At 57.5% G+C, this 18407-nt stretch carries 18 protein-coding genes; 2 read left to right on the forward strand and 16 right to left on the reverse strand.

The genetic code is table 11. The features are described from left to right. Positions 1 to 33: 33 nt before the first annotated feature. Both ACR3E2_RS18360 and puuE read right to left on the reverse strand, forming a co-directional pair. Entirely contained in the window at positions 34 to 519 is a 486-nt protein-coding gene (locus ACR3E2_RS18360; RefSeq protein WP_480484847.1) for an ureidoglycolate lyase, read from the reverse strand. Then, complete coding sequence (gene puuE, locus ACR3E2_RS18365) at positions 516 to 1928, reverse strand: allantoinase PuuE (RefSeq protein ID WP_480484848.1); 1413 nt, start codon at positions 1926 to 1928, stop codon at positions 516 to 518. Before puuE ends, ACR3E2_RS18360 begins: the two co-directional genes overlap by 4 nt. 147 nt (positions 1929 to 2075) lie before the next feature. Here puuE and uraH point away from each other — a divergent pair, with 147 nt between their 5' ends. Continuing rightward, positions 2076 to 2429: a hydroxyisourate hydrolase gene (gene uraH / locus ACR3E2_RS18370; RefSeq protein ID WP_480484849.1), complete on the forward strand. Its 354-nt coding sequence runs from the start codon at positions 2076 to 2078 to the stop codon at positions 2427 to 2429. Between the two features lie 133 nt (positions 2430 to 2562). Further along, positions 2563 to 3795: a urate hydroxylase PuuD gene (locus ACR3E2_RS18375; protein WP_480484850.1), complete on the forward strand. Its 1233-nt coding sequence runs from the start codon at positions 2563 to 2565 to the stop codon at positions 3793 to 3795. A gap of 112 nt (positions 3796 to 3907) precedes the next feature. Here ACR3E2_RS18375 and ACR3E2_RS18380 read toward each other — a convergent pair whose 3' ends face one another. From ACR3E2_RS18380 to ACR3E2_RS18445, 14 genes are all read right to left on the reverse strand, one after another. Then, a complete protein-coding gene (locus ACR3E2_RS18380; protein ID WP_480484851.1) occupies positions 3908 to 5149 on the reverse strand; it encodes an acyl-CoA dehydrogenase family protein in 1242 nt (413 codons plus the stop codon). Positions 5150 to 5472: 323 nt separating this feature from the next. After that, complete coding sequence (locus tag ACR3E2_RS18385; protein ID WP_480484852.1) at positions 5473 to 6234, reverse strand: Phenylacetic acid catabolic protein; 762 nt, start codon at positions 6232 to 6234, stop codon at positions 5473 to 5475. 13 nt (positions 6235 to 6247) lie between these two features. Further along, positions 6248 to 7321 (reverse strand): 2Fe-2S iron-sulfur cluster-binding protein, encoded by a 1074-nt coding sequence (locus ACR3E2_RS18390; protein ID WP_480484853.1) that lies wholly within the window; start codon positions 7319 to 7321, stop codon positions 6248 to 6250. A gap of 13 nt (positions 7322 to 7334) precedes the next feature. Beyond that, on the reverse strand, positions 7335 to 7793 hold the full coding sequence (paaD, locus tag ACR3E2_RS18395; RefSeq protein ID WP_209507560.1) for a 1,2-phenylacetyl-CoA epoxidase subunit PaaD: 459 nt from the start codon (positions 7791 to 7793) through the stop codon (positions 7335 to 7337). Between the two features lie 6 nt (positions 7794 to 7799). Further along, positions 7800 to 8558, reverse strand: coding sequence for a 1,2-phenylacetyl-CoA epoxidase subunit PaaC (gene paaC / locus ACR3E2_RS18400; protein WP_480484854.1), 759 nt, complete (start codon positions 8556 to 8558; stop codon positions 7800 to 7802). Continuing rightward, positions 8558 to 8842, reverse strand: a complete 285-nt coding sequence (paaB, locus tag ACR3E2_RS18405; protein ID WP_209507558.1) for a 1,2-phenylacetyl-CoA epoxidase subunit PaaB — start codon at positions 8840 to 8842, stop codon at positions 8558 to 8560. The genes paaC and paaB overlap by 1 nt, the downstream gene beginning before the upstream one ends. A 23-nt stretch (positions 8843 to 8865) precedes the next feature. After that, positions 8866 to 9843 carry a 1,2-phenylacetyl-CoA epoxidase subunit PaaA gene (gene paaA / locus ACR3E2_RS18410; RefSeq protein WP_480476985.1) on the reverse strand — a complete coding sequence of 326 codons (978 nt, stop codon included), beginning with the start codon at positions 9841 to 9843 and terminating at the stop codon, positions 8866 to 8868. A gap of 15 nt (positions 9844 to 9858) precedes the next feature. Continuing rightward, on the reverse strand, positions 9859 to 11061 hold the full coding sequence (gene pcaF, locus ACR3E2_RS18415) for a 3-oxoadipyl-CoA thiolase (RefSeq protein WP_480484855.1): 1203 nt from the start codon (positions 11059 to 11061) through the stop codon (positions 9859 to 9861). Positions 11062 to 11251: 190 nt separating this feature from the next. Continuing rightward, positions 11252 to 12067, reverse strand: a complete 816-nt coding sequence (locus ACR3E2_RS18420) for a PaaX family transcriptional regulator C-terminal domain-containing protein (protein ID WP_480484856.1) — start codon at positions 12065 to 12067, stop codon at positions 11252 to 11254. A gap of 62 nt (positions 12068 to 12129) precedes the next feature. After that, entirely contained in the window at positions 12130 to 14160 is a 2031-nt protein-coding gene (gene paaZ, locus ACR3E2_RS18425; protein ID WP_480484857.1) for a phenylacetic acid degradation bifunctional protein PaaZ, read from the reverse strand. Between the two features lie 119 nt (positions 14161 to 14279). Then, complete coding sequence (locus ACR3E2_RS18430; RefSeq protein ID WP_480484858.1) at positions 14280 to 15467, reverse strand: cytochrome P450; 1188 nt, start codon at positions 15465 to 15467, stop codon at positions 14280 to 14282. Then, positions 15467 to 16819 (reverse strand): TRAP transporter large permease, encoded by a 1353-nt coding sequence (locus ACR3E2_RS18435; protein WP_480478172.1) that lies wholly within the window; start codon positions 16817 to 16819, stop codon positions 15467 to 15469. The genes ACR3E2_RS18430 and ACR3E2_RS18435 overlap by 1 nt, the downstream gene beginning before the upstream one ends. After that, complete coding sequence (locus tag ACR3E2_RS18440) at positions 16816 to 17322, reverse strand: TRAP transporter small permease (protein ID WP_209507551.1); 507 nt, start codon at positions 17320 to 17322, stop codon at positions 16816 to 16818. Before ACR3E2_RS18440 ends, ACR3E2_RS18435 begins: the two co-directional genes overlap by 4 nt. A gap of 57 nt (positions 17323 to 17379) precedes the next feature. Continuing rightward, positions 17380 to 18399, reverse strand: coding sequence for a TRAP transporter substrate-binding protein (locus tag ACR3E2_RS18445; RefSeq protein WP_480484859.1), 1020 nt, complete (start codon positions 18397 to 18399; stop codon positions 17380 to 17382). Between the last annotated feature and the right edge of the window lie 8 nt (positions 18400 to 18407).

Consider the following 18407-nt stretch of genomic DNA (forward strand, 5'->3'; position numbering starts at 1 on the left):
TACGTGGACCGGCCCCTCTTCCGGCAATGTCCCTTATTCAGTGATCGTGTAGGCGTTCTGGAACCAATATTCCTCAAGGTTGGGCCCGTTTCCTATTCGGTCGACCACGGCGAACAACCCGGGGGGATGAAGCGGTGTCAGTACCCCGTGCCAGGTGTTCCGATGATAATTCACGCCCTGTCCGGGCGCGGTCATGAATGCAACTGGCTCACCCGGTACACCCGCGTTGTCGGGCGCTACGACAACGACAAAGGGCTTATCTGAAAGCGGTAGAAAGGCCTGGCTGCCGTCGGGATGACGCTCGACCATTTCAAGTTTGATGGGCAGGTCGAAGGCCTGGGATTGGAAAACGCTGATCCCTGCGCGCCCCTCATGGAAATCCAGTTGGGCGCGATCATGGTATCGCGCGCATTTTCCCTGATTGATGTATTTGTCCACCGCGCCAGACACCTCGATGACATCGCCGAACGGCGCAAAGGCCTCGGCGGTCAGTGGCCGGAGTTTCAGCGTGGATGTCATTGCGCGAATTTCTCGATCAGCCGCAACTCGGCAATCCGTTCGACCTGACGGCAGGCCTCGGCGAATTCGGTGTCTCGATTACTGTCTATCCGACGGTGAAAAGCCTCCAGAATGCTTGCTTTGGTGTTGTCCTTGACCGCAATGATAAAAGGAAAGCCGAACTTGGTCGTGTAAGTGTTGTTCAAGGCCGTGAAGGTCGCACGCTCTTCATCCGTCAGCATGTCGAGACCCGCTCCGGCCTGTTCTGCCTTGCTTTCCTTGGTCAGACGACCCGCAGCAGCAAGTTTGCCTGCCAGATCCGGGTGGGCTGTCAGGACGCCAAGCCGCTGCTCGGCTGTGGCAGAACGGAATACGCGCGCCAGAGCATTGTGAACCCCTGCGGCATTGTCATGCGTGGGACCCAGCTCCAGATCAAAGGCCGCTTGGGCAATCCACGGGCTGTGTTCGAACACGCCGCCAAATTCGGCGACAAAGGTTGGCTGGTCCATTTCCGACGGGGTCAGCCGTTGACTTGGCGGATGCATTTGCGCCCAATGATCGGCGATTTGTTCGCGGGTGGCAAACCAGACTCCGTCATGTTTCTTGAAATGGTCGAGTGCGCGTTTCAGGGCCATGGCGCGACCAGGGCGGCCGATGAGGCGGCAATGCAGTCCGATCGAAAGCATCTTCGGCTCGCCCGCTTGGCCTTCGGCATAAAGCATGTCGAAGCTGTCCTTGAGATAGCTTTCAAACTGTTCGCCATTGGTATAGCCCGCCTGAATAGCAAACCGCATATCGTTGCAATCCATCGTGTAGGGCACGATCAACTGGTCCTTGCCACCGGCCTTGACCCAATAGGGCAAGTCGTCGGCATAGCTGTCGGCAATATAGGCCAGCTCGCCTTCGGCGGCGGCCAGATCGACCGTGTTCATCGAACAGCGACCCGTGTACCAGCCACGCGGGGGCTTGCCGACAACCTCGGTATGAAGCCGGATCGCTTCACGGATCTGGGCGCGTTCTTCTTCCGCGTCCATGTCCTTGTGCTCAACCCATTTCAGGCCATGGCTGGCAATCTCCCAGCCTGCGGCCTTCATCGCCGCAACCTGCTCCGGTGCACGGGCTAATGCTGTGGCAACGCCATAAACCGTGACAGGAAGGTCCTGCAAAAGCCGATGCACCCGCCAGAACCCTGTGCGGCTGCCGTATTCGTAAATGGATTCCATGTTCCAGTGCCTTTGCCCCGGCCAAGGGGCCGCACCGGTGATTTCGGAAAGAAACGCCTCGGATGCGGCATCCCCGTGCAAAACGTTGTTCTCGCCGCCTTCCTCATAGTTCAGGACAATCTGAACTGCGATTTTGGCCCCGTTTGGCCAGTTTGCGTTTGGCACTTGCCGGCCATAGCCGGTCATGTCTCGTGGATACCGCGTCACATCAATTTCCCTCTTGCTGAAAAGACGAATAACCCAAACAATCACCTATGTTTTTCAAAAAATACTGTAAGCAGTCTTTTGACAGACTGCCTTTGCCTGCCGCGAAGGTATTGCAATAGTAACAGCAATGCTTAGCGAGAGGTGCAAATGGCCGGTTACCTTACAACACATGTCCTGGATACGGCGCGGGGCTGCCCTGCCAGTGGGATGAAGATCGAGTTGTTCCGGATCAACGGAACAGACCGCGCGTTGCTGAAAACTCTGCTCACCAACGAGGACGGCCGCACCAATGAACAAATCCTTCCCGAGGCCGAGTTCTCGACAGGCGAATACGAGTTGATGTTTCATGCGGGCGAATACCTCGACACCACTGGCGTGCCGCCTGAAAGCCCGCGTTTTCTGGACTTGATCCCGATCCGGTTCGGGATGTCCGAACACGCCCACTATCATGTTCCGCTGCTACTTTCGCCTTTCAGCTACGCGACCTATCGCGGCAGCTGAGCGTTGCACCGCGTGATCCTGTAGACTGACATTGTATTGTTATTTTTGATACTGCTTGATCTTTCGTAGCAATACCCGATGAAACCTCTGTCGCCTAGAGTGCCAAAGAACTTGGATATGTAGGAGCAACGCCATGTATGACCTGGCTGTTTTGTGGGAGTGGATGGCCTTTTCCGTCCGCTGGCTGCATGTGATCACGGCGATGGCGTGGATCGGCGCGTCATTCTATTTTATCGCGCTCGACCTGATGCTTAAGCCGAACCCTGCCTTGCCAGAAGGGGCCTATGGCGAAGAGTGGGAGGTGCACGGGGGCGGGTTCTATCACACCGTCAAATATCTTGTCGCACCCGCGCGTATGCCCGAGCACCTGACCTGGCACAAATGGCAGAGCTATACGACGTGGCTTTCGGGTGCGGCCTTGCTCATGATCATATATTGGGTCGGGGGCGAGTTGTTCCTGCTTGATCCGACCAAAGCGGATCTGGCGTTGTGGCAGGGGATATTGATTTCAGGCGGGTCACTGACCATCGGCTGGCTGCTTTACGACCAGATGTGCAAGTCGCGCCTGAGTGAGCAACCCACCGCGCTGATGCTGTTGTTGTTCTTGATTCTGGTGGCCATGTCCTGGGGTTACAATCAGATTTTTACCGGTCGTGCCGCGCTTTTGCACCTGGGTGCGTTCACCGCAACCATCATGACGGCCAACGTGTTCTTCCAGATCATGCCCAACCAGCGGATCGTGGTGGAAGACCTCAAGGCCGGTCGGACGCCGGATGCCAAATATGGGAAAATCGCCAAGGTGCGTTCGACGCACAACAACTACCTGACCTTGCCTGTCGTGTTCCTGATGCTGTCGAACCATTATCCTCTGGCCTTTGGCACCCAGTATTCATGGATCATCGCCAGCCTGATCTTTCTGACCGGCGTGACCATCCGTCACTACTTCAACACGATGCACGCAACCGGGAAAGGGCCGCACTGGACCTGGGGTGTTACTGTCATCCTCATGATCGTGATCGCATGGCTGTCTTCTGTCAGAACCGGCGAGACATGGGAGGACGCCGAAGCAAGGGCATTGACACCTTACGAAGAAAAATTTGCGTCGGCTGCTGGGTTTGAAGAAGCCTATGACACCGTGCTGGGCAATTGTTCGATGTGCCATGCCCGCGAGCCGGTTTATGGCACCATGAAATGGGCCCCCAAGAAGGTTTATTTGGAAACGCCGGGCGATGTAGCCCGGCACGCCGACCAGATTTACCTGCAGGCCGGGATCAGCCATGCCATGCCACCGCCTTCAGCAGTTCAAATGGACGTGGAAGCGCGCCAAACCATCATCGCATGGGTGCGCGAGGTCAGAGGGCAGTAGGATTTTCGCAGGACGTCCTGTCCTTCGCTTCCTACCCCCTGCCGCGGGACAAATACCCAGTTTATGCCGCTCAAACAAAGCAGGGCGCGCAAGACCTGATGCCGCCCCCGGCCTAGCGCGATGGCGGGGTCAACCATTGGGCCGACATGCCAAAATTCGAGTTCTTCAACTCTTGCTTGGCAATCGCCTGCAAATGCACCTCGTCCGGCCCATCCGCGTATCGCAACGCGCGTGCCCAGGTATAGCTGTCGGCCAGCGGTGTATCCGGGGTCATGCCCATCGCCCCAAAGACCTGCATCGCGCGATCCGTGACAGCAGCATGCACATTGGGTGCCACCACCTTGATCAATGAAATTTCACGGAACGCTTCTTTGGCGCCCACCTGATCAATCTTCCAGGCTGCTTTCAGGGTCAGCAACCGCGCCTGTTCGATCTCTAACCGGGATTTGGCGATCCACTCGCGGATCACGCCCTGTTCTGCAAGCTGCTTGCCAAACGCTTTCCGTTCCTGCGCGCGTTCGACCATCAGGTTAAGCGCCATTTCCGCCGCACCGATCGAACGCATGCAATGGTGGATGCGACCGGGACCAAGCCGGGCCTGCGCCAGAGCGAACCCGCTGCCTTCCTCGCCCAAAAGATTGCTGACCGGAACGCGCACATCCTTGAAGACCAGCTCGGCATGGCCTTCGGGGTCGTGCATGTTCAGAATGGTGGGGTTGCGAACAATCTCAAAACCGGGCGTGTCCTTCGGGACAATGACCATGCTTTGTTGTTTGTGCCGATCCGCATTGGGATCCGTTTTGCCCATCACGATAAACAATCTGGTGTTTGGGTGGCAGGCGTTTGTTATGAACCACTTGCGGCCATTGATGACGTATTCATCCCCCTCACGCCGTATCGAAGTGGTAATATTGGTCGCGTCCGAACTGGCCACATCCGGTTCAGTCATCGCAAAAGAGGATCGGATTTCACCGTTCAACAGCGGCACCAGCCACGTCTCGCGCTGTTCCGGAGTGGCGAACATGTGCAACAGTTCCATGTTGCCGGTATCGGGCGCGCTGCAATTGAACACTTCCGAAGACCAGGCCACCTGCCCCATAAGTTCGGCCAGCGGCGCGTATTCCAGATTGCTCAGCCGGGTGCCGGGTTCATCGTCGCGCAGGCTGGGCAGGAACAAGTTCCACAACCCTTCGGCCCGGGCCAACGCCTTGAGATCTTCCATAAACGAAACCGGGAAACTGCCTGCCGCCATTTCTTCTTTGTGATCGCGTATGCGCGGGTAGATATGCGCCTCCATAAACGCTTTCAGGCGGTCATACATTTCCGTGGCGCGCGGCGATGGGGCAAAATCCATGGCGGTTCCTTCCGGTGCGTTGTGGCGGTGATGTCCTCAAACTCTGCTCGCGCCAGAACGGCCGCCAAGGCACTGTCTTCTGGTGAGTTTAATCCGGCGCTTGATTACGCTCAGTTTGCGCAATCATTCCGATATGAAAAGAGGAAAATACCAATACCGCAACCTGCCGGCGTGAAACGTCAGGTCATTGCTCTCAGAACCGGGTGGACTAACAATACCTAAGGGGATGATCGGGCCGCATCGGAGATTTGCACCGCCGGGCGAGCTTCTCATCGCCCGCGCCCGGAATTGCCTCTCAACCCGCCTTTGGTGTTCACACTGAACTAGACCGGTGGTTTGAGGCCCAGCTGTTTCACGGCGGCACCTGCCGTCTGAACCCAACGCTCTTTCAGTGCGTTGTTGCCATTGTGGCGCAAGCCCAGCGATTTCAGAAGCTCAAACCGTTTCAGATCATCGCCACCAAAGGACACAGCGACACGGGGCCACCAATAGTTAACCGCGTCCTGCATCTGCTCTGTCTCTCCGTTCCTGGAAAGCTTTACAGCACCTTCCAACGCCAACGCGCCATGATGGGCTTCGACCGGGGCGATGCTGCGGAAAGCTTCAGCCAACGGTTGATAGGAAACCATTGAAAACTCGGCCAGTTGTTCCATGACCGCACGGCTCATCAGCATGTTCATGATGACCGCGTCGGTCCAGCCCGAGATCGGATAATTGAATACGGCAAGACGCATGTCATGTGCGCTGCGGGTCGCGCCGATATCTGCGTCACGATTCAAGCGAGCCGTCCACGGATGATGTGTGGCATATCTCTCGGTATCGGCCCCAAACTCACCCATTATCCTGAGAACCTGATCGGCGTGATCCGTTTTCTCAAGAACAATCCTGGCGGCTGCGATCCGTTCCTTGATGCCCGGCCCCTGATTGATGATGTCGGCGAATCCGGCAGCACCGGCAAGTTCGCTGTCCACGAACGTGGCCATCAGCTTCATGAGTTCGGCGCGGTAGCGTGGCGGAACATTGGTTGGGTTGGTCAGCACACCGCCTGCGGCCAGATAGCTGTCGAGTGTCATGGTGTCAGTCATCGGTCTTCTCCCTTTACTGGTCGTAGTCCACGACCACGCGGTCGGTGACCGGATAGGCCTGACAGCTCAGCACATAGCCTTTTTCAACCTCGTAATCCTCTAGCGCGTGATTGGCGAGCATCTCGACCTCGCCTTCCAAAACGCGGCAGCGGCAGGTTGAACAGACACCGGCCTTACAGGCGTATGGGGCGTCCATAGCATTTTCCAAGGCTGCGTCCAGAATGGATTGGTCCTTGGGCAGAGTTATCGTCTGAGTGGACCCATCAAGAGTGATCGATGCGCTGGTTTGGTTCGCCTGCGTGCCCGCATCTGCCGAACCTTCCTTGCGTTTGGCCCGGCCCGGCTGAGCGCTGGCAAAGAGTTCAAACTTGATCTGCCTGTCGTCAAGACCATGCGCGCGCAACGCGGCCGCTATCCCCAGCATCATCGGCTCGGGGCCGCAGATAAAAGCTGTGTCCACGTTCTGAATGTCGACCCAATGTTTGAAAAGGTCGGCGCATTTTTCCTGCGTCACCAGACCGGTGAACAGGTCTATTTCCTGCGCATCCGCCTCAAGAATATGGATTACGTTCAGGCGGCCCATATAGAGGTTTTTCAGGTCTTCCAGCTCCTCGCGGAACATGATCGTGTTGATGCCCTTGTTGGCGTAGATCAGCGTAAAGCGGGATTTGGGTTCGCGGGTCAGTGTTGTCTTCAGGATCGACAGAACCGGCGTGATGCCAGAGCCGCCAGCAAAACCGATATACTGCTTTTCCGCATCAGCTTCGATCGGTGTGTGAAAGCTGCCCATCGGTGGCATCGCCTGCACAACGTCCCCGACGTTAAGCTCGGAATTGGCCCAACTGGAGAATGCGCCGCCCTCGACACGTTTGATCCCGACTTGCAGTACCCCGTCATCCTTGCCCGCACAAATGGAGTAGGACCGGCGCAGCTCTTCTCCGTCAAAGTCGCGGCGAAACGTCAGGTATTGGCCTGCGGTGAAATCGAACTGATCCGCCGCGCCGTTGACAGGCTCAAGCGTCACGACAACCGCATCGCGGATGGTTTTGTGGATGTCGGTGACTTTCAGGTCATGAAAACGTGCCATCCGGTGCTCCTCCTCAGATGCACTTGAAATAGTCAAAGGGTTCCAGGCAGTCAGTGCAGCGCCAATGGGCCTTGCACGGGGTCGAGCCGAATTGGCTGACCTTTTCAACCGCTTTACTGCCGCAATGCGGGCAGCGCTCTGGCCCGCCCGCCGGTTGTGGCGGGGCGATGCCAAACTCTTCCAGCTTGGCGCGACCTTTTTCGCTCAGCCAATCAGTTGTCCAGGCTGGTGAGATGCAGGTTTCTATGCGCAGATCTCCGATGCCGTGATCGCGCAGGGCGGTTTCGATATCCATACTGATGATGGATGTCGCCGGGCAACCGGAATAGGTTGGCGTGACGGTTACGACCAGAGTGTCAGCGTCCCAGCGCACATCGCGCACAATGCCCAAATCCACGACGGAAATAACCGGGATTTCGGGATCGGGCACGGCATCCAGCCAGCTCCATATCTGGTCAGTCGACACCCGCATCCGCTTTTACCAGCTTGCACCGGGATAGGCGCGCTGCAGCCACTGCATCTGCGTCAGCAGATGGCCCAGATGTTCGGTATGCATGCGCCCGTCCCGCCCGCCTTTATGGGCAAATCGGCTTTCCGGAAGGGTCAATGTCGCCTTGGCCAGAACCCGTTTGACCAGCGCATCATATTCTTCGCGCAGATCGGCCGGGTTCGGCGCGATCCCGGCCGCAGCCATCTGAGCGTCGATGTCATCGCTGACAAACATCTCGCCCACATAGGGCCAGAGGTAATCCAGCGCCGCCTGCATCCGGGTGTGACTTTCTTCGGTTCCATCACCCAGACCTACGACCGTTTCTGCCGAACGCTCGAGATGATAGGCGACTTCCTTGCTGGCTTTGGCAGCAATCGCGGCGACACGATCATCAGAAGATGTCAGAAGACGGCCGAGCATGATCGAATGCCAGGCATCGAACAGGAACTGGCGCATCAGGGTGCGGCCGAAATCACCGTTCGGAACCTCGACCAACAACACATTGCGGAAATCCCACGCGTCGCGCAGAAATGCCAGATCATCGGCGGTTTTGCCGCCGCCTATCTCTCCGGCAAGGCCAAGCCACATCTGGGTCTGCCCAATCAGGTCCAGCGCCGTGTTGGCCAGTGCAATATCCTCCTCCAACACTGGCGCGTGGCCGCACCATTCGCTGACGCGATGGCCCAGGATCAGGGTATTGTCCCCCATCCGCAGCAGGAACTGCTGAAACGCTTCGTCGCGGGTCATCACATCGCCCCCACTTCTTCGGGGATGTCGAAAAAGGTCGGGTGTCGGTACACTTTGCTTTCGCTGGGCTCATACAACGGACCTTTGTCACTGGGCGACGAGGCCGAGATGTTGTTGGCTTCTACCACCCAAATCGAGACGCCTTCGTTGCGGCGGGTATAGACGTCGCGTGCGTTCTTGATCGCCATTTCCGCGTCCGGGGCATGCAGCGAGCCGACATGTCGGTGGCTCATCCCATGTTGACCGCGGATGAAGATTTCCCACAGGGGCCATTCGGTATTCATCGGGTTTCCTCCTCAGGGTAAGCTTATTCGGCAGCCAGATTGCCGGCCTGTTTCTTGCGGGCGTGGGCCAACAGCCCGTCACGCACCCATTTGCCGTCATCCCAAGCCTTGTTGCGCGCCGCCAGTCGGTCGACGTTGCAGGGGCCGTTGCCCTTGATCACATCGAAGAATTCCGACCAATCCGGCTCTGAGAAATCGTAATGCCCGCGCTCTTCGTTCCACTTCAGGTTCGGGTCGGGGATTGTCAGTCCCAGATATTCGGCCTGTGGGACGGTCTGGTCGACGAATTTCTGGCGCAGCTCATCATTGGTGTTGATCTTGATCTTCCAAGCCATCGACTGCGCGGAGTGGACAGAATCCTTGTCGGACGGTCCAAACATCATCAACGACGGGTACCAGAAGCGATTCATCGCGTCCTGCGCCATCTTGCGCTGCTCGGGCGTGCCTTCGGCCATTTTGCGGATCGCGTCATAGCCTTGGCGCTGATGGAAGCTTTCTTCCTTGCAGATGCGGATCATGGCGCGTGAGTACGGCCCGTAAGACGTTCTTTGCAGCGGCACTTGATTCATGATTGCAGCGCCATCGACCAGCCATCCGACCGCGCCAATATCCGCCCAGTTCAGCGTCGGGTAATTGAAGATCGACGAGTATTTCATGCGACCGTCCAGCAGCATCTCGGTGATCTCATCGCGGCTGACACCCAGTGTTTCGGCCGCACAATAAAGGTAGAGCCCATGGCCGGCTTCATCCTGCACCTTGGCCAGAAGGATCGCCTTGCGTTGCAGCGTCGGCGCACGCGTGATCCAGTTCCCTTCGGGCAATTGCCCGACGATCTCGGAATGCGCGTGCTGTCCGATCTGGCGGATCAGCGTCTTGCGATACCCCTGAGGCATCCAGTCCTTGGGTTCAATCTTGATATCCGCGTCGATCCGCGCCTGAAATTCAGCAAGCTTTTCAGGATCATCGTTTGACGCCTCGGATTCTACCATCTGAGCATACATGTCCCGCCTCCTCCGTTACACGCGTTCAAGAATAAGTGCAGCGCCTTGCCCGACGCCGACGCACATTGTGCAAAGCGCATAGCGCCCTTTGGTGCGTTTCAGTTGGTACGCTGCGGTCAACACAAGTCGGGCGCCGCTCATTCCCAATGGATGACCAAGGGCGATTGCACCGCCATTCGGGTTCACATGGGCGGCGTCATCGGGCAGGCCAAGCTCTCGCAGTGTAGCCAGACCTTGCGACGCAAACGCCTCGTTCAATTCGATCACATCCATCTGGTCGATGCTCAGCCCCGCGCGCGCCAAAACCTTTCGGCTGGCAGGAACCGGACCAATACCCATGACCCGAGGCTCGACGCCCGCGACAGACATACCGACCACACGGGCAATCGGGGTCAAACCATTCTTTGCCACTGCCACTTCATTCGCCATCAGGATCGCGGCGGCACCGTCATTCACGCCCGAGGCATTCCCAGCGGTCACTGTTTTCTCCGGCCCGTTCACACCCTTGAGGCCCGAGAGTTTTTCCGCTGTGGTTCCCGGGCGAGGATGTTCATCCGTATCGACAACAATCGGATCGCCCTTGCGCTGCGGAATTGAAACCGGTGTGATTTCCTCTTGGAACACGCCTGCCGCGTGCGCCGCAGCCCATCGTGCCTGACTGCGCGCGGCAAAGGCGTCCTGGTCTTCACGGCTGATCCCATAATCTTCAGCGACATTGTCAGCCGTTTGCGGCATGGAATCGACGCCATACTGCTGCTTTAGCCTTGGGTTCACAAAGCGCCAGCCAATCGTGGTGTCGTAAACCGCATTGCTGCGCGTAAACGCCGACGTCGCTTTGGGCATTACAAACGGTGCGCGCGACATGCTTTCCACGCCACCCGCAACAGCAAGATCATAATCGCCTGCCTTGATACCACGCGCCGCCATTCCGACAGCATCCATACCACTGGCGCACAAGCGGTTTATCGTTGTTCCCGGCACGTCCGTCGGCAATCCAGCAAGCAGTGCCGCCATCCGGGCAACGTTGCGATTGCTCTCTCCTGCCTGGTTGGCATCGCCATAAATGACGTCATCCACACTGGTCCAGTCGACTTGCGGGTTGCGCGCCATCAGGGCCGCCAGCGGGATAGCCGCCAGATCATCCGTGCGAACCGATGAAAGCGCACCACCATACCGCCCAATCGGGGTGCGGGTTGCGTCGCAGATGAAGGCGTCCATCAATTGGGTCTCCTGTTGGAACACAAGTCATTAACCGTCTGGTCGGTTAATAAATGCTCAATCGATTCGGCGCAAGCATTATGTTACCACGTAATCGCTTCTGTCAGCTTTCTGTAACATTAAATGGCACTTCTTTCACATCCGTCTTCCAACCCCCAAGAGCGCCATCCCGAGCTCGGCAAAAAACGAGTCAACCACCCGCCGCAGATTCCAGCGTTGCAAGATCCGGTTTGGACAATTGTCCCAGCAGTCGGGACACCGCCGCGCGACACTCCGCGCCCTTCCAATCGGCGGGCAAAAAGGCCGGAGGCAGGGACGGATGGCGCAGGACCAAACGACGCCACCCATGCACAATCAATACGCGCAGCACCGCTATTTTAAGCGGATCGCCGACGCCATCGACAGGCAGCATTTGCTCGGTGATTTGAATGGAATGCAAAAACTGATCATAGGCAGACTTCAGCACTTCAGGGCCACAAAGGTCGCGCAGCCAGCCGGGGATCGAAGTAGCGCTGCTTTCAACACCCAGCAGTTCTTCAAGGTTCTCCGGGACGGGTCCTGCCGACATGGCTGTTGTGTGGTTAACTGAAATATAGTCTCCAGTAAGCATCAGATCTGCCAGCTCTTTTCGCGAACTTTCTGAACTGCTGGCAACAAGCACATGCCAGGTTTCTGGCGTATTCGTCTCGCTGGAATAGATGCGCGGGGCAGCGGCGGCGCTTTGACTGCGGCCATATTCGGTCAGTCTGTGCACGCTGTTTCGCCCGACCCGCGTGCTTTCGATCCAGCCTTCCTTGCGCAGCCTGTGCAGCGCAACACGCGTGGCTTCGGCCTTGATCCCCGCAAGGTTGGTCAGTGCTGTGATCAACGCGCCGCTAACCTGGTCAGACCCGCTCTGGGCCAGATCACCGAATATCGTGACCAGAACTGACCACACACGTTGCGTGCCAGTTGTGGTCAACTGGCTGACGCAGGTTTCGAACCATTCTGGAGCCGTATCTTTCATAAGCACAGTATAATCGGGCCGGAGGGAAATGCCATCCAGCCCCTGCGCACCTGCACTTGTGCCTAGTAGGCAACCATGGTCAGCAACTCGTATTCTGCGACCAGCTCATCATCCTGCTGTGTCAGGGTAACGTGCCAGCGAACCTCGCCGTAGTCATCATTGCGCTTGGTCTTGTGCTTGACCGTCAAACGCACCTTGATTGTGTCACCTGCCTCGACCGGTTTCATGAAACGCAGCCCGTCAAGACCGGTATTTGCCAAAACCGGTCCCTCGTTCGGTTCGACGAACAATCCGGCTGCGAAAGACAACAGCAAGTATCCATGTGCAACGCGGCCGGGGAAGAACGGGTTACGTTCCGCCGCCGCCTGATCCATATGCGCATAGAAGGTATCACCGGTGAAATTGGCGAAGTGTTCAATGTCCTCCATGGTGATGGTTCTTGGCGCCGTGTGAAGGGTCTCGCCAATCGACAGATCGTGAAACCGACGGGTAAAGGGATGAGTTGGACCTTCGACTTCGGTCGCGCCAGGCACCCATTTCCGGCCAATCGCTGTCAGCAGATTGGGCGAACCCTGAATGGCGGTGCGCTGCATATAGTGTTTCACACCCCGTACCCCGCCCATTTCTTCACCGCCACCGGCGCGTCCCGGACCGCCATGAACCATGTGCGGCAGAGGAGAACCATGACCGGTGGATTCCTTCATCGAGTCACGGTTGTTGAAATACAGACGCCCGTGATACGCCCCTGATCCCATGGCAACCTGTCGCGCAACCTCGGGATCATGGGTGATCACCGACGCCACCAAAGAGCCCTGCCCACGGTTCGCCAGCTCAATGGCATGGTCAAGATCGCGATACCCCATCACTGTGCTGACCGGACCAAAGGCTTCGGTGTCGTGCACGCGCTGCGCCGCGTCAGGATTGGCGCAATGGAAGAGCATGGGCGGCAGGAACGCACCCTTTTCGGCATCAGCGCCCTCAACCACGAAATCATCGGGGTTGCCGAAGACACGCTCGGCCTCTTGGCCGAGAATGGCGGCCTTTTCCAGAACATCACGCTTCTGACCGTTCGAAACCAACGCCCCCATGCGGGTGGTTTCCAGCTTTGGGTCGCCAATGGTCGTTTTCGCCAGACGTGCCGACAACGCTTCGATTACCGCCTGTACCTGCGGTTCGGGCGCGATGATCCGACGGATTGCGGTGCATTTCTGCCCTGCCTTCGTGGTCATCTCGCGCTGGACTTCCTTCACGAAGAGGTCAAATTCCGGCGTGCCCGGCGCGGCATCGGGGCCAAGGATCGAACAGTTCAGGCTGTCCTGTTCCGCGACAAACCGTACCGAGTTCTCAAGGATCACCGGGTTGGAGCGCAGTTTCAGGGCTGTATCAGCGGATCCGGTAAAGCTGACCACGTCCTGTATGGTCAGACGGTCCAGCATGTCACCCAAACCACCCGAGACCAACTGCAATGCACCCGCTGGCAAGATGTCGGACTCAAGCATCAACCTGACACATAGCTCGGTCACATAACACGAGCTTGTGGCGGGTTTTACAATCGCCGGAACGCCCGCCAGAAGGGTTGGGGCAAGCTTTTCCAGCATCCCCCAAACCGGAAAATTGAACGCGTTGATATGAATTGCCACACCTTGCAGCGGGGTGCAGATGTGCTGCCCCAGGAAAGTGCCGTTGCGCGAAAGCTGCTCGACATCGCCATCCAGATAGACATGTCCGTCCGGCATTTCACGACGGCCTTTTGCGGCAAAGACAAACATCGTTCCGATGCCGCCGTCGATATCAATCATATGATCCGATTGCGTGGCGCCGGTGTTGAAAGACAAATCATACATCGCCTGCTTGTGCTGCCCCAAATGGACGGACAGCGCCTTGAGCATTTTGGCCCGTTCATGGAACGTCATTTTGCGCAGTGCCGGCCCCCCGACATTGCGCGCATAGTCCAACATACCCTGGACATCCAAAGCATTGTTACCCGCTGTGGCGATAACCTCGCCGGTCACAGCGCTAGCTATCGCGCGAGCACCCTCGCCGGGCGAAACCCACTCACCGGCTGCAAAGCTGGAAATCTGTTGGATAGTCATGAGCGTCTCCTCATCTTTGTCGCGATCCCCGCGCTGCCACAAGCCGGTCTCGTAAAATCATATTTTAAACCGTACGGTCGGTCAATCAATTACCGAGTATATTTCCCTCGCCTGATTTTTCAGACCCGCGCGGGTAATCGTGCAAACCCCCGAAACCGGATACGCCCGCCCCGTTCGGCGCCGTCGTTGATGCGATAGTCTGGAAAACGGGCCAGAAACCGGCCCACGGCCACCCGCCCCTCCAGACGCGCGAGGGTCAGACCAACGCAGGTATGAGGCCCTCCGGCAAAGGCGTGATGCTTGTTGGGGCGTCTGTCCAAGATCATCTCGTCGGGCTGGTCAAACTGCCGTGGGTCACGGTTGGCCGCACCGATACACAGATGAACATCAGTACCTGCCGGAATGGTCTGACCGTGGAACGTTACATCAACGGTGGTCAGGCGATTGCCGAACTGGTTCGGGCTTTCCAGCCGCAGAAACTCGTCCACCGCCGAACCGATCAGATCCGGGTCGGCCAGCAACTCCGCCCGCTTGTCGCGGTGCCGGTCCAACAGCTCCAATGCGTTGCCGATCAGGTTCGTTGTGGTCTCATGCCCAGCATTCAGGATGAAAATGCAGTTCTGATACAGCTCGACCTCGGTCAGGCCACCATCCGTGTCGTCCTGGATCAGCCGGGTCAGGACATCCGTTGCCGGATCTCCGGGGTTGGCGCGACGATCCTCGATGATATGCCGCAGGAAGTCTTTGAAGTCCGAGACCGAGCGATTACCCCACTCTTCCTGCTCCGGCGTCAATTGCGGCTCCAAAGCACCAAGAATGGCCAGAGACCAATCGCGCAATGGCCCGCGTTCGGATCGTGGTATACCCAGCAGATTGCCGATGATCTCGATCGGGATTGCCCCGGCAAAATCCTCGATCAGTTCGACGTTGCCCTTGACCTGCATCTCGTCCAGCAGCCCATCGACAAGCTGAATCAGACCCGGTTCCATTTGCGCCAACGCGCGCGGATTCATCGCGCCGACCATTACCTTGCGAACACGGGTATGCAGCGGCGGGTCATTAAACACCAAACTGGTGGTGTGGTGTTCATACAAGGGGCTGTCGACCCCGTATTTGGGACCAAATACCGCTTTCTTGTCCGATATGAATCGCGAGGTGTCCCGGTAAACAAGGTCCAGATCCTCGTATCGGGACAGGATAACCGATCCGTCACGTTGCCAGCAGACGGGCGTATCTTCGCGCATAACGGCGTAGGCAGGATAGGGGTCTGTGTGAAACCCGTCCGGAAGCGCGGTCAGAGAGAACATCAGTGCCCCATCGCCCCCATTTGTTCAGGCAGAACCAACACTAACCATGGCACCAGAACGATCAGGGCCAGCCGGAAGATATCCGCTACCCAGAACGGAGTAACACCCTTGAAGATTGTTCCTGTTGACACATCTCCGACCACGCCTTTCAGAATGAAAACGTTCAATCCGACGGGTGGAGTGATCAGGCTGATTTCGGTCACGACAACCACAACAATGCCGAACCAGATCGGGTCATACCCCAACGACGTGACCAGCGGGAAAAAGATCGGCACTGTCAGCAGCAGCATCGACAGGGATTCAAAGACGCAACCCAAAATGATGTAGATCCCAAGGATCATCAGGATCACCACAAAAGGTTCAACGTCATAGGCCGTAACCAACGCGATGAGCGCTTCGGGCAGACCGGCAAGGTTGATGAAATTCGAAAAGATCTGTGCCCCGATCAGAACCGAGAACAATGCCGCGGCGGTATAGGTGGTTTCCTTCAGCACCTCAAAAGTCGACCCCAAAGTAAGCCCGCCTCGTGACAGCGCGATCAGGAAAGCGCCCATTGCGCCCATGCCTGCCGCCTCGGTCGGGCTGAAGGTCAGGTTCAGTGGATGAAAATCGAATGCACCGTACAATCCGCCAATCACCAGAAAGAACAGCAGCAATACGGCCCAGACTGAGCGCACCGCCGACAGACGCTCGGCCCAGCCGTGACGTTCACCCGCCGGTCCCGACTCGGGCTTGCGTGCGACGGTCCAGCGCACGGCGAGCAGGTAGAACAGAATGCCAAGCAGGCCGGGAATGATACCCGCAACGAAAAGTTTCCCAATCGAGGTTTCGGTCAGCAGCCCGTAGATGACCAGGATCACCGACGGCGGAATAAGAATTCCAAGTGTGCCGCCCGCTGCAATCGATGCTGTCGACAGCTCGTCGGAATAGCCATAGCGGCGCATCTCCGGCATTGCGACCTTGGACATGGTGGCCGCCGTTGCCAGAGACGAGCCGCAAATGGCTGAAAAGCCTCCGCATGCCGCAACCGTCGCCATGGCGATACCACCCCGAAAATGGCCCAGAAAAGCGTTTGAAACTGCGTAAAGCTCACGCGCAAGCCCACCCTTGTTCACGAATAGGCCCATAAGGATGAACAGCGGGACCACCGACAGGCCGTAATCCTGCGCGGTGTCGGTGATCTGACGACCCACCATCGACATCGCGGCCTTTAACCCGCGCTCGGACAGAATGCTGCCGCCGCGTTCATAGGCAAAGCCAAGCGTTCCGACCAATCCCATTGCAAACACGATAGGCAAGCGCACCAGCACAAGAACAAGAACAAGAACAAAACCGATCAGCGCAGCGGTCATTGGGGGTGCTCCGACAAGGTATGGGGGGCAAAGAAGTGCAAGAAGCCGGTGATGATCATTGCAACAGCGGTGATCGCTATGAACCCCGAGATAAACCAGCCTACATAGAAGACTGGGATCGAAAGATATTCCGTGACGTCCCCGTAATCCCGCGCACGTTCAGCCAATACCCAGACACGCTGAATTGGCCAAAAAAGCATAATGCCAGAGAACAGATACACAATTGCATCACGTACCCGACTTAACCGCAGGCGTGAAAACAGCCCATCCGTCAAATCCACAGCGATTTGACCCTTCCCTGCCGAGATCATCGGCAAGACCGAGAACACGAGGACGGCCATCAGGATCCGGGTCAGTTCCGTGGCCGCCTCGATCGGGGCATTGAAAACAGAACGTAGGATGACATCAAAGAAGGTCATCACCATCAGGATGAACAGCGCGGCACAGGCCAGCAGCGTAGGCACGATACTGACGCGACGCGCAAAGGTCACGAGAGATTGCATAACGGGTCCCCAGCGGGTGAAATCGGCTGGCGGATCGCATCCGCCAGCTCGACTGCGTTATTGCGCAGCCATTTCATTTACGATCATGTCATAGGCTGCCTGGGCGTCGATGCCTGTGCCATTGACTTCGTCGATAACCTTGGCGCGTACATCCGCAGCAATCGCATTGAACTTTTCCAGATCTTCAGCGGATGCGGCATGGATCGCGTTGCCTTCGGTGCCTTCGGTTTCTTCCCGGCCGATCGCATCGATCTCATCCCAGATTTTGCCAATTTCACGGCTCAGTGGTTCACCGAAAACGTTTTCTTCCAGCGCTGCCTGCAGATCGGCGGGCAGGTCAGCAAAAGTGTCCTCGTTCATGATAAAGGCAAACGAACCGCGATACAGGCCGCCAGGGACCTCATAAACGTTCTGGGCCACTTCCGTCAGCTTGAAACCTTTGCGGGATTCAAAGGGCATGACGACGCCATCTGCGGCCTTGGAGGCCAGGGTTTCATACACTTTCGGTGCAGGAACCTGGATACCGGTTGCACCCAACGCCGTGCCCACGTCACCGCCAACACCGCCGGGGATGCGAACCTTGAGGCCCGAGACTTCGTCCAGCGACGTCACCGGACTGCTGGAATGCAGCTGAGCCGGACCATGTGTGTGCAAAGCGATCACTTTCACACCACGGTGTTCATCTGCCGCCTTCAAATGTGTGTCATATGCGCGCCAATATGCGACCGACGCAGCCTCGGCCGAGCCTTCATATCCGGGCAGTTCGATCATCTTGGTGGTGACAAACCGGCCCGGCTGATAGCCGTGGAAAATGATCGAGGCATCAGCGGCGCCATCCATGATCAGGTCCATCTGCGCAGGGGGCGGGGCAAGGCCCAGCTTCAGTTCGGCGGTGACCTGACCATCGGTGGCCTCTTCGATCATCTCGACGAATTTCGGCCACATCTTGGCATTGATGCCATGGGTCGGCGGGGCCCAGCTGGAAATGGTCAGCGTATAGTCTGCCGCAAGCGCCACTGTACCTGAAACGGCCAGTGCAGCTGAGGCAAGAAGTGTGCTCAACCTTGTGAATTTCATAGTTCTGT

This window comes from Ruegeria sp. AL7 (genome assembly GCF_056536105.1).

Excerpts from the sequence above, each read along its gene's own strand:
- ACR3E2_RS18360 (WP_480484847.1), bottom strand. The coding sequence starts at position 519 with ATGACATCCACGCTGAAACTCCGGCCACTGACCGCCGAGGCCTTTGCG.
- uraH (WP_480484849.1), top strand. The coding sequence starts at position 2,076 with ATGGCCGGTTACCTTACAACACATGTCCTGGATACGGCGCGGGGCTGC.
- ACR3E2_RS18375 (WP_480484850.1), top strand. The coding sequence starts at position 2,563 with ATGTATGACCTGGCTGTTTTGTGGGAGTGGATGGCCTTTTCCGTCCGC.
- ACR3E2_RS18380 (WP_480484851.1), bottom strand. The coding sequence starts at position 5,149 with ATGGATTTTGCCCCATCGCCGCGCGCCACGGAAATGTATGACCGCCTG.
- ACR3E2_RS18385 (WP_480484852.1), bottom strand. The coding sequence starts at position 6,234 with ATGACTGACACCATGACACTCGACAGCTATCTGGCCGCAGGCGGTGTG.
- ACR3E2_RS18390 (WP_480484853.1), bottom strand. The coding sequence starts at position 7,321 with ATGGCACGTTTTCATGACCTGAAAGTCACCGACATCCACAAAACCATC.
- paaD (WP_209507560.1), bottom strand. The coding sequence starts at position 7,793 with ATGCGGGTGTCGACTGACCAGATATGGAGCTGGCTGGATGCCGTGCCC.
- paaC (WP_480484854.1), bottom strand. The coding sequence starts at position 8,558 with ATGACCCGCGACGAAGCGTTTCAGCAGTTCCTGCTGCGGATGGGGGAC.
- paaB (WP_209507558.1), bottom strand. The coding sequence starts at position 8,842 with ATGAATACCGAATGGCCCCTGTGGGAAATCTTCATCCGCGGTCAACAT.
- paaA (WP_480476985.1), bottom strand. The coding sequence starts at position 9,843 with ATGTATGCTCAGATGGTAGAATCCGAGGCGTCAAACGATGATCCTGAA.
- pcaF (WP_480484855.1), bottom strand. The coding sequence starts at position 11,061 with ATGGACGCCTTCATCTGCGACGCAACCCGCACCCCGATTGGGCGGTAT.
- ACR3E2_RS18420 (WP_480484856.1), bottom strand. The coding sequence starts at position 12,067 with ATGAAAGATACGGCTCCAGAATGGTTCGAAACCTGCGTCAGCCAGTTG.
- paaZ (WP_480484857.1), bottom strand. The coding sequence starts at position 14,160 with ATGACTATCCAACAGATTTCCAGCTTTGCAGCCGGTGAGTGGGTTTCG.
- ACR3E2_RS18430 (WP_480484858.1), bottom strand. The coding sequence starts at position 15,467 with ATGTTCTCTCTGACCGCGCTTCCGGACGGGTTTCACACAGACCCCTAT.
- ACR3E2_RS18435 (WP_480478172.1), bottom strand. The coding sequence starts at position 16,819 with ATGACCGCTGCGCTGATCGGTTTTGTTCTTGTTCTTGTTCTTGTGCTG.
- ACR3E2_RS18440 (WP_209507551.1), bottom strand. The coding sequence starts at position 17,322 with ATGCAATCTCTCGTGACCTTTGCGCGTCGCGTCAGTATCGTGCCTACG.
- ACR3E2_RS18445 (WP_480484859.1), bottom strand. The coding sequence starts at position 18,399 with ATGAAATTCACAAGGTTGAGCACACTTCTTGCCTCAGCTGCACTGGCC.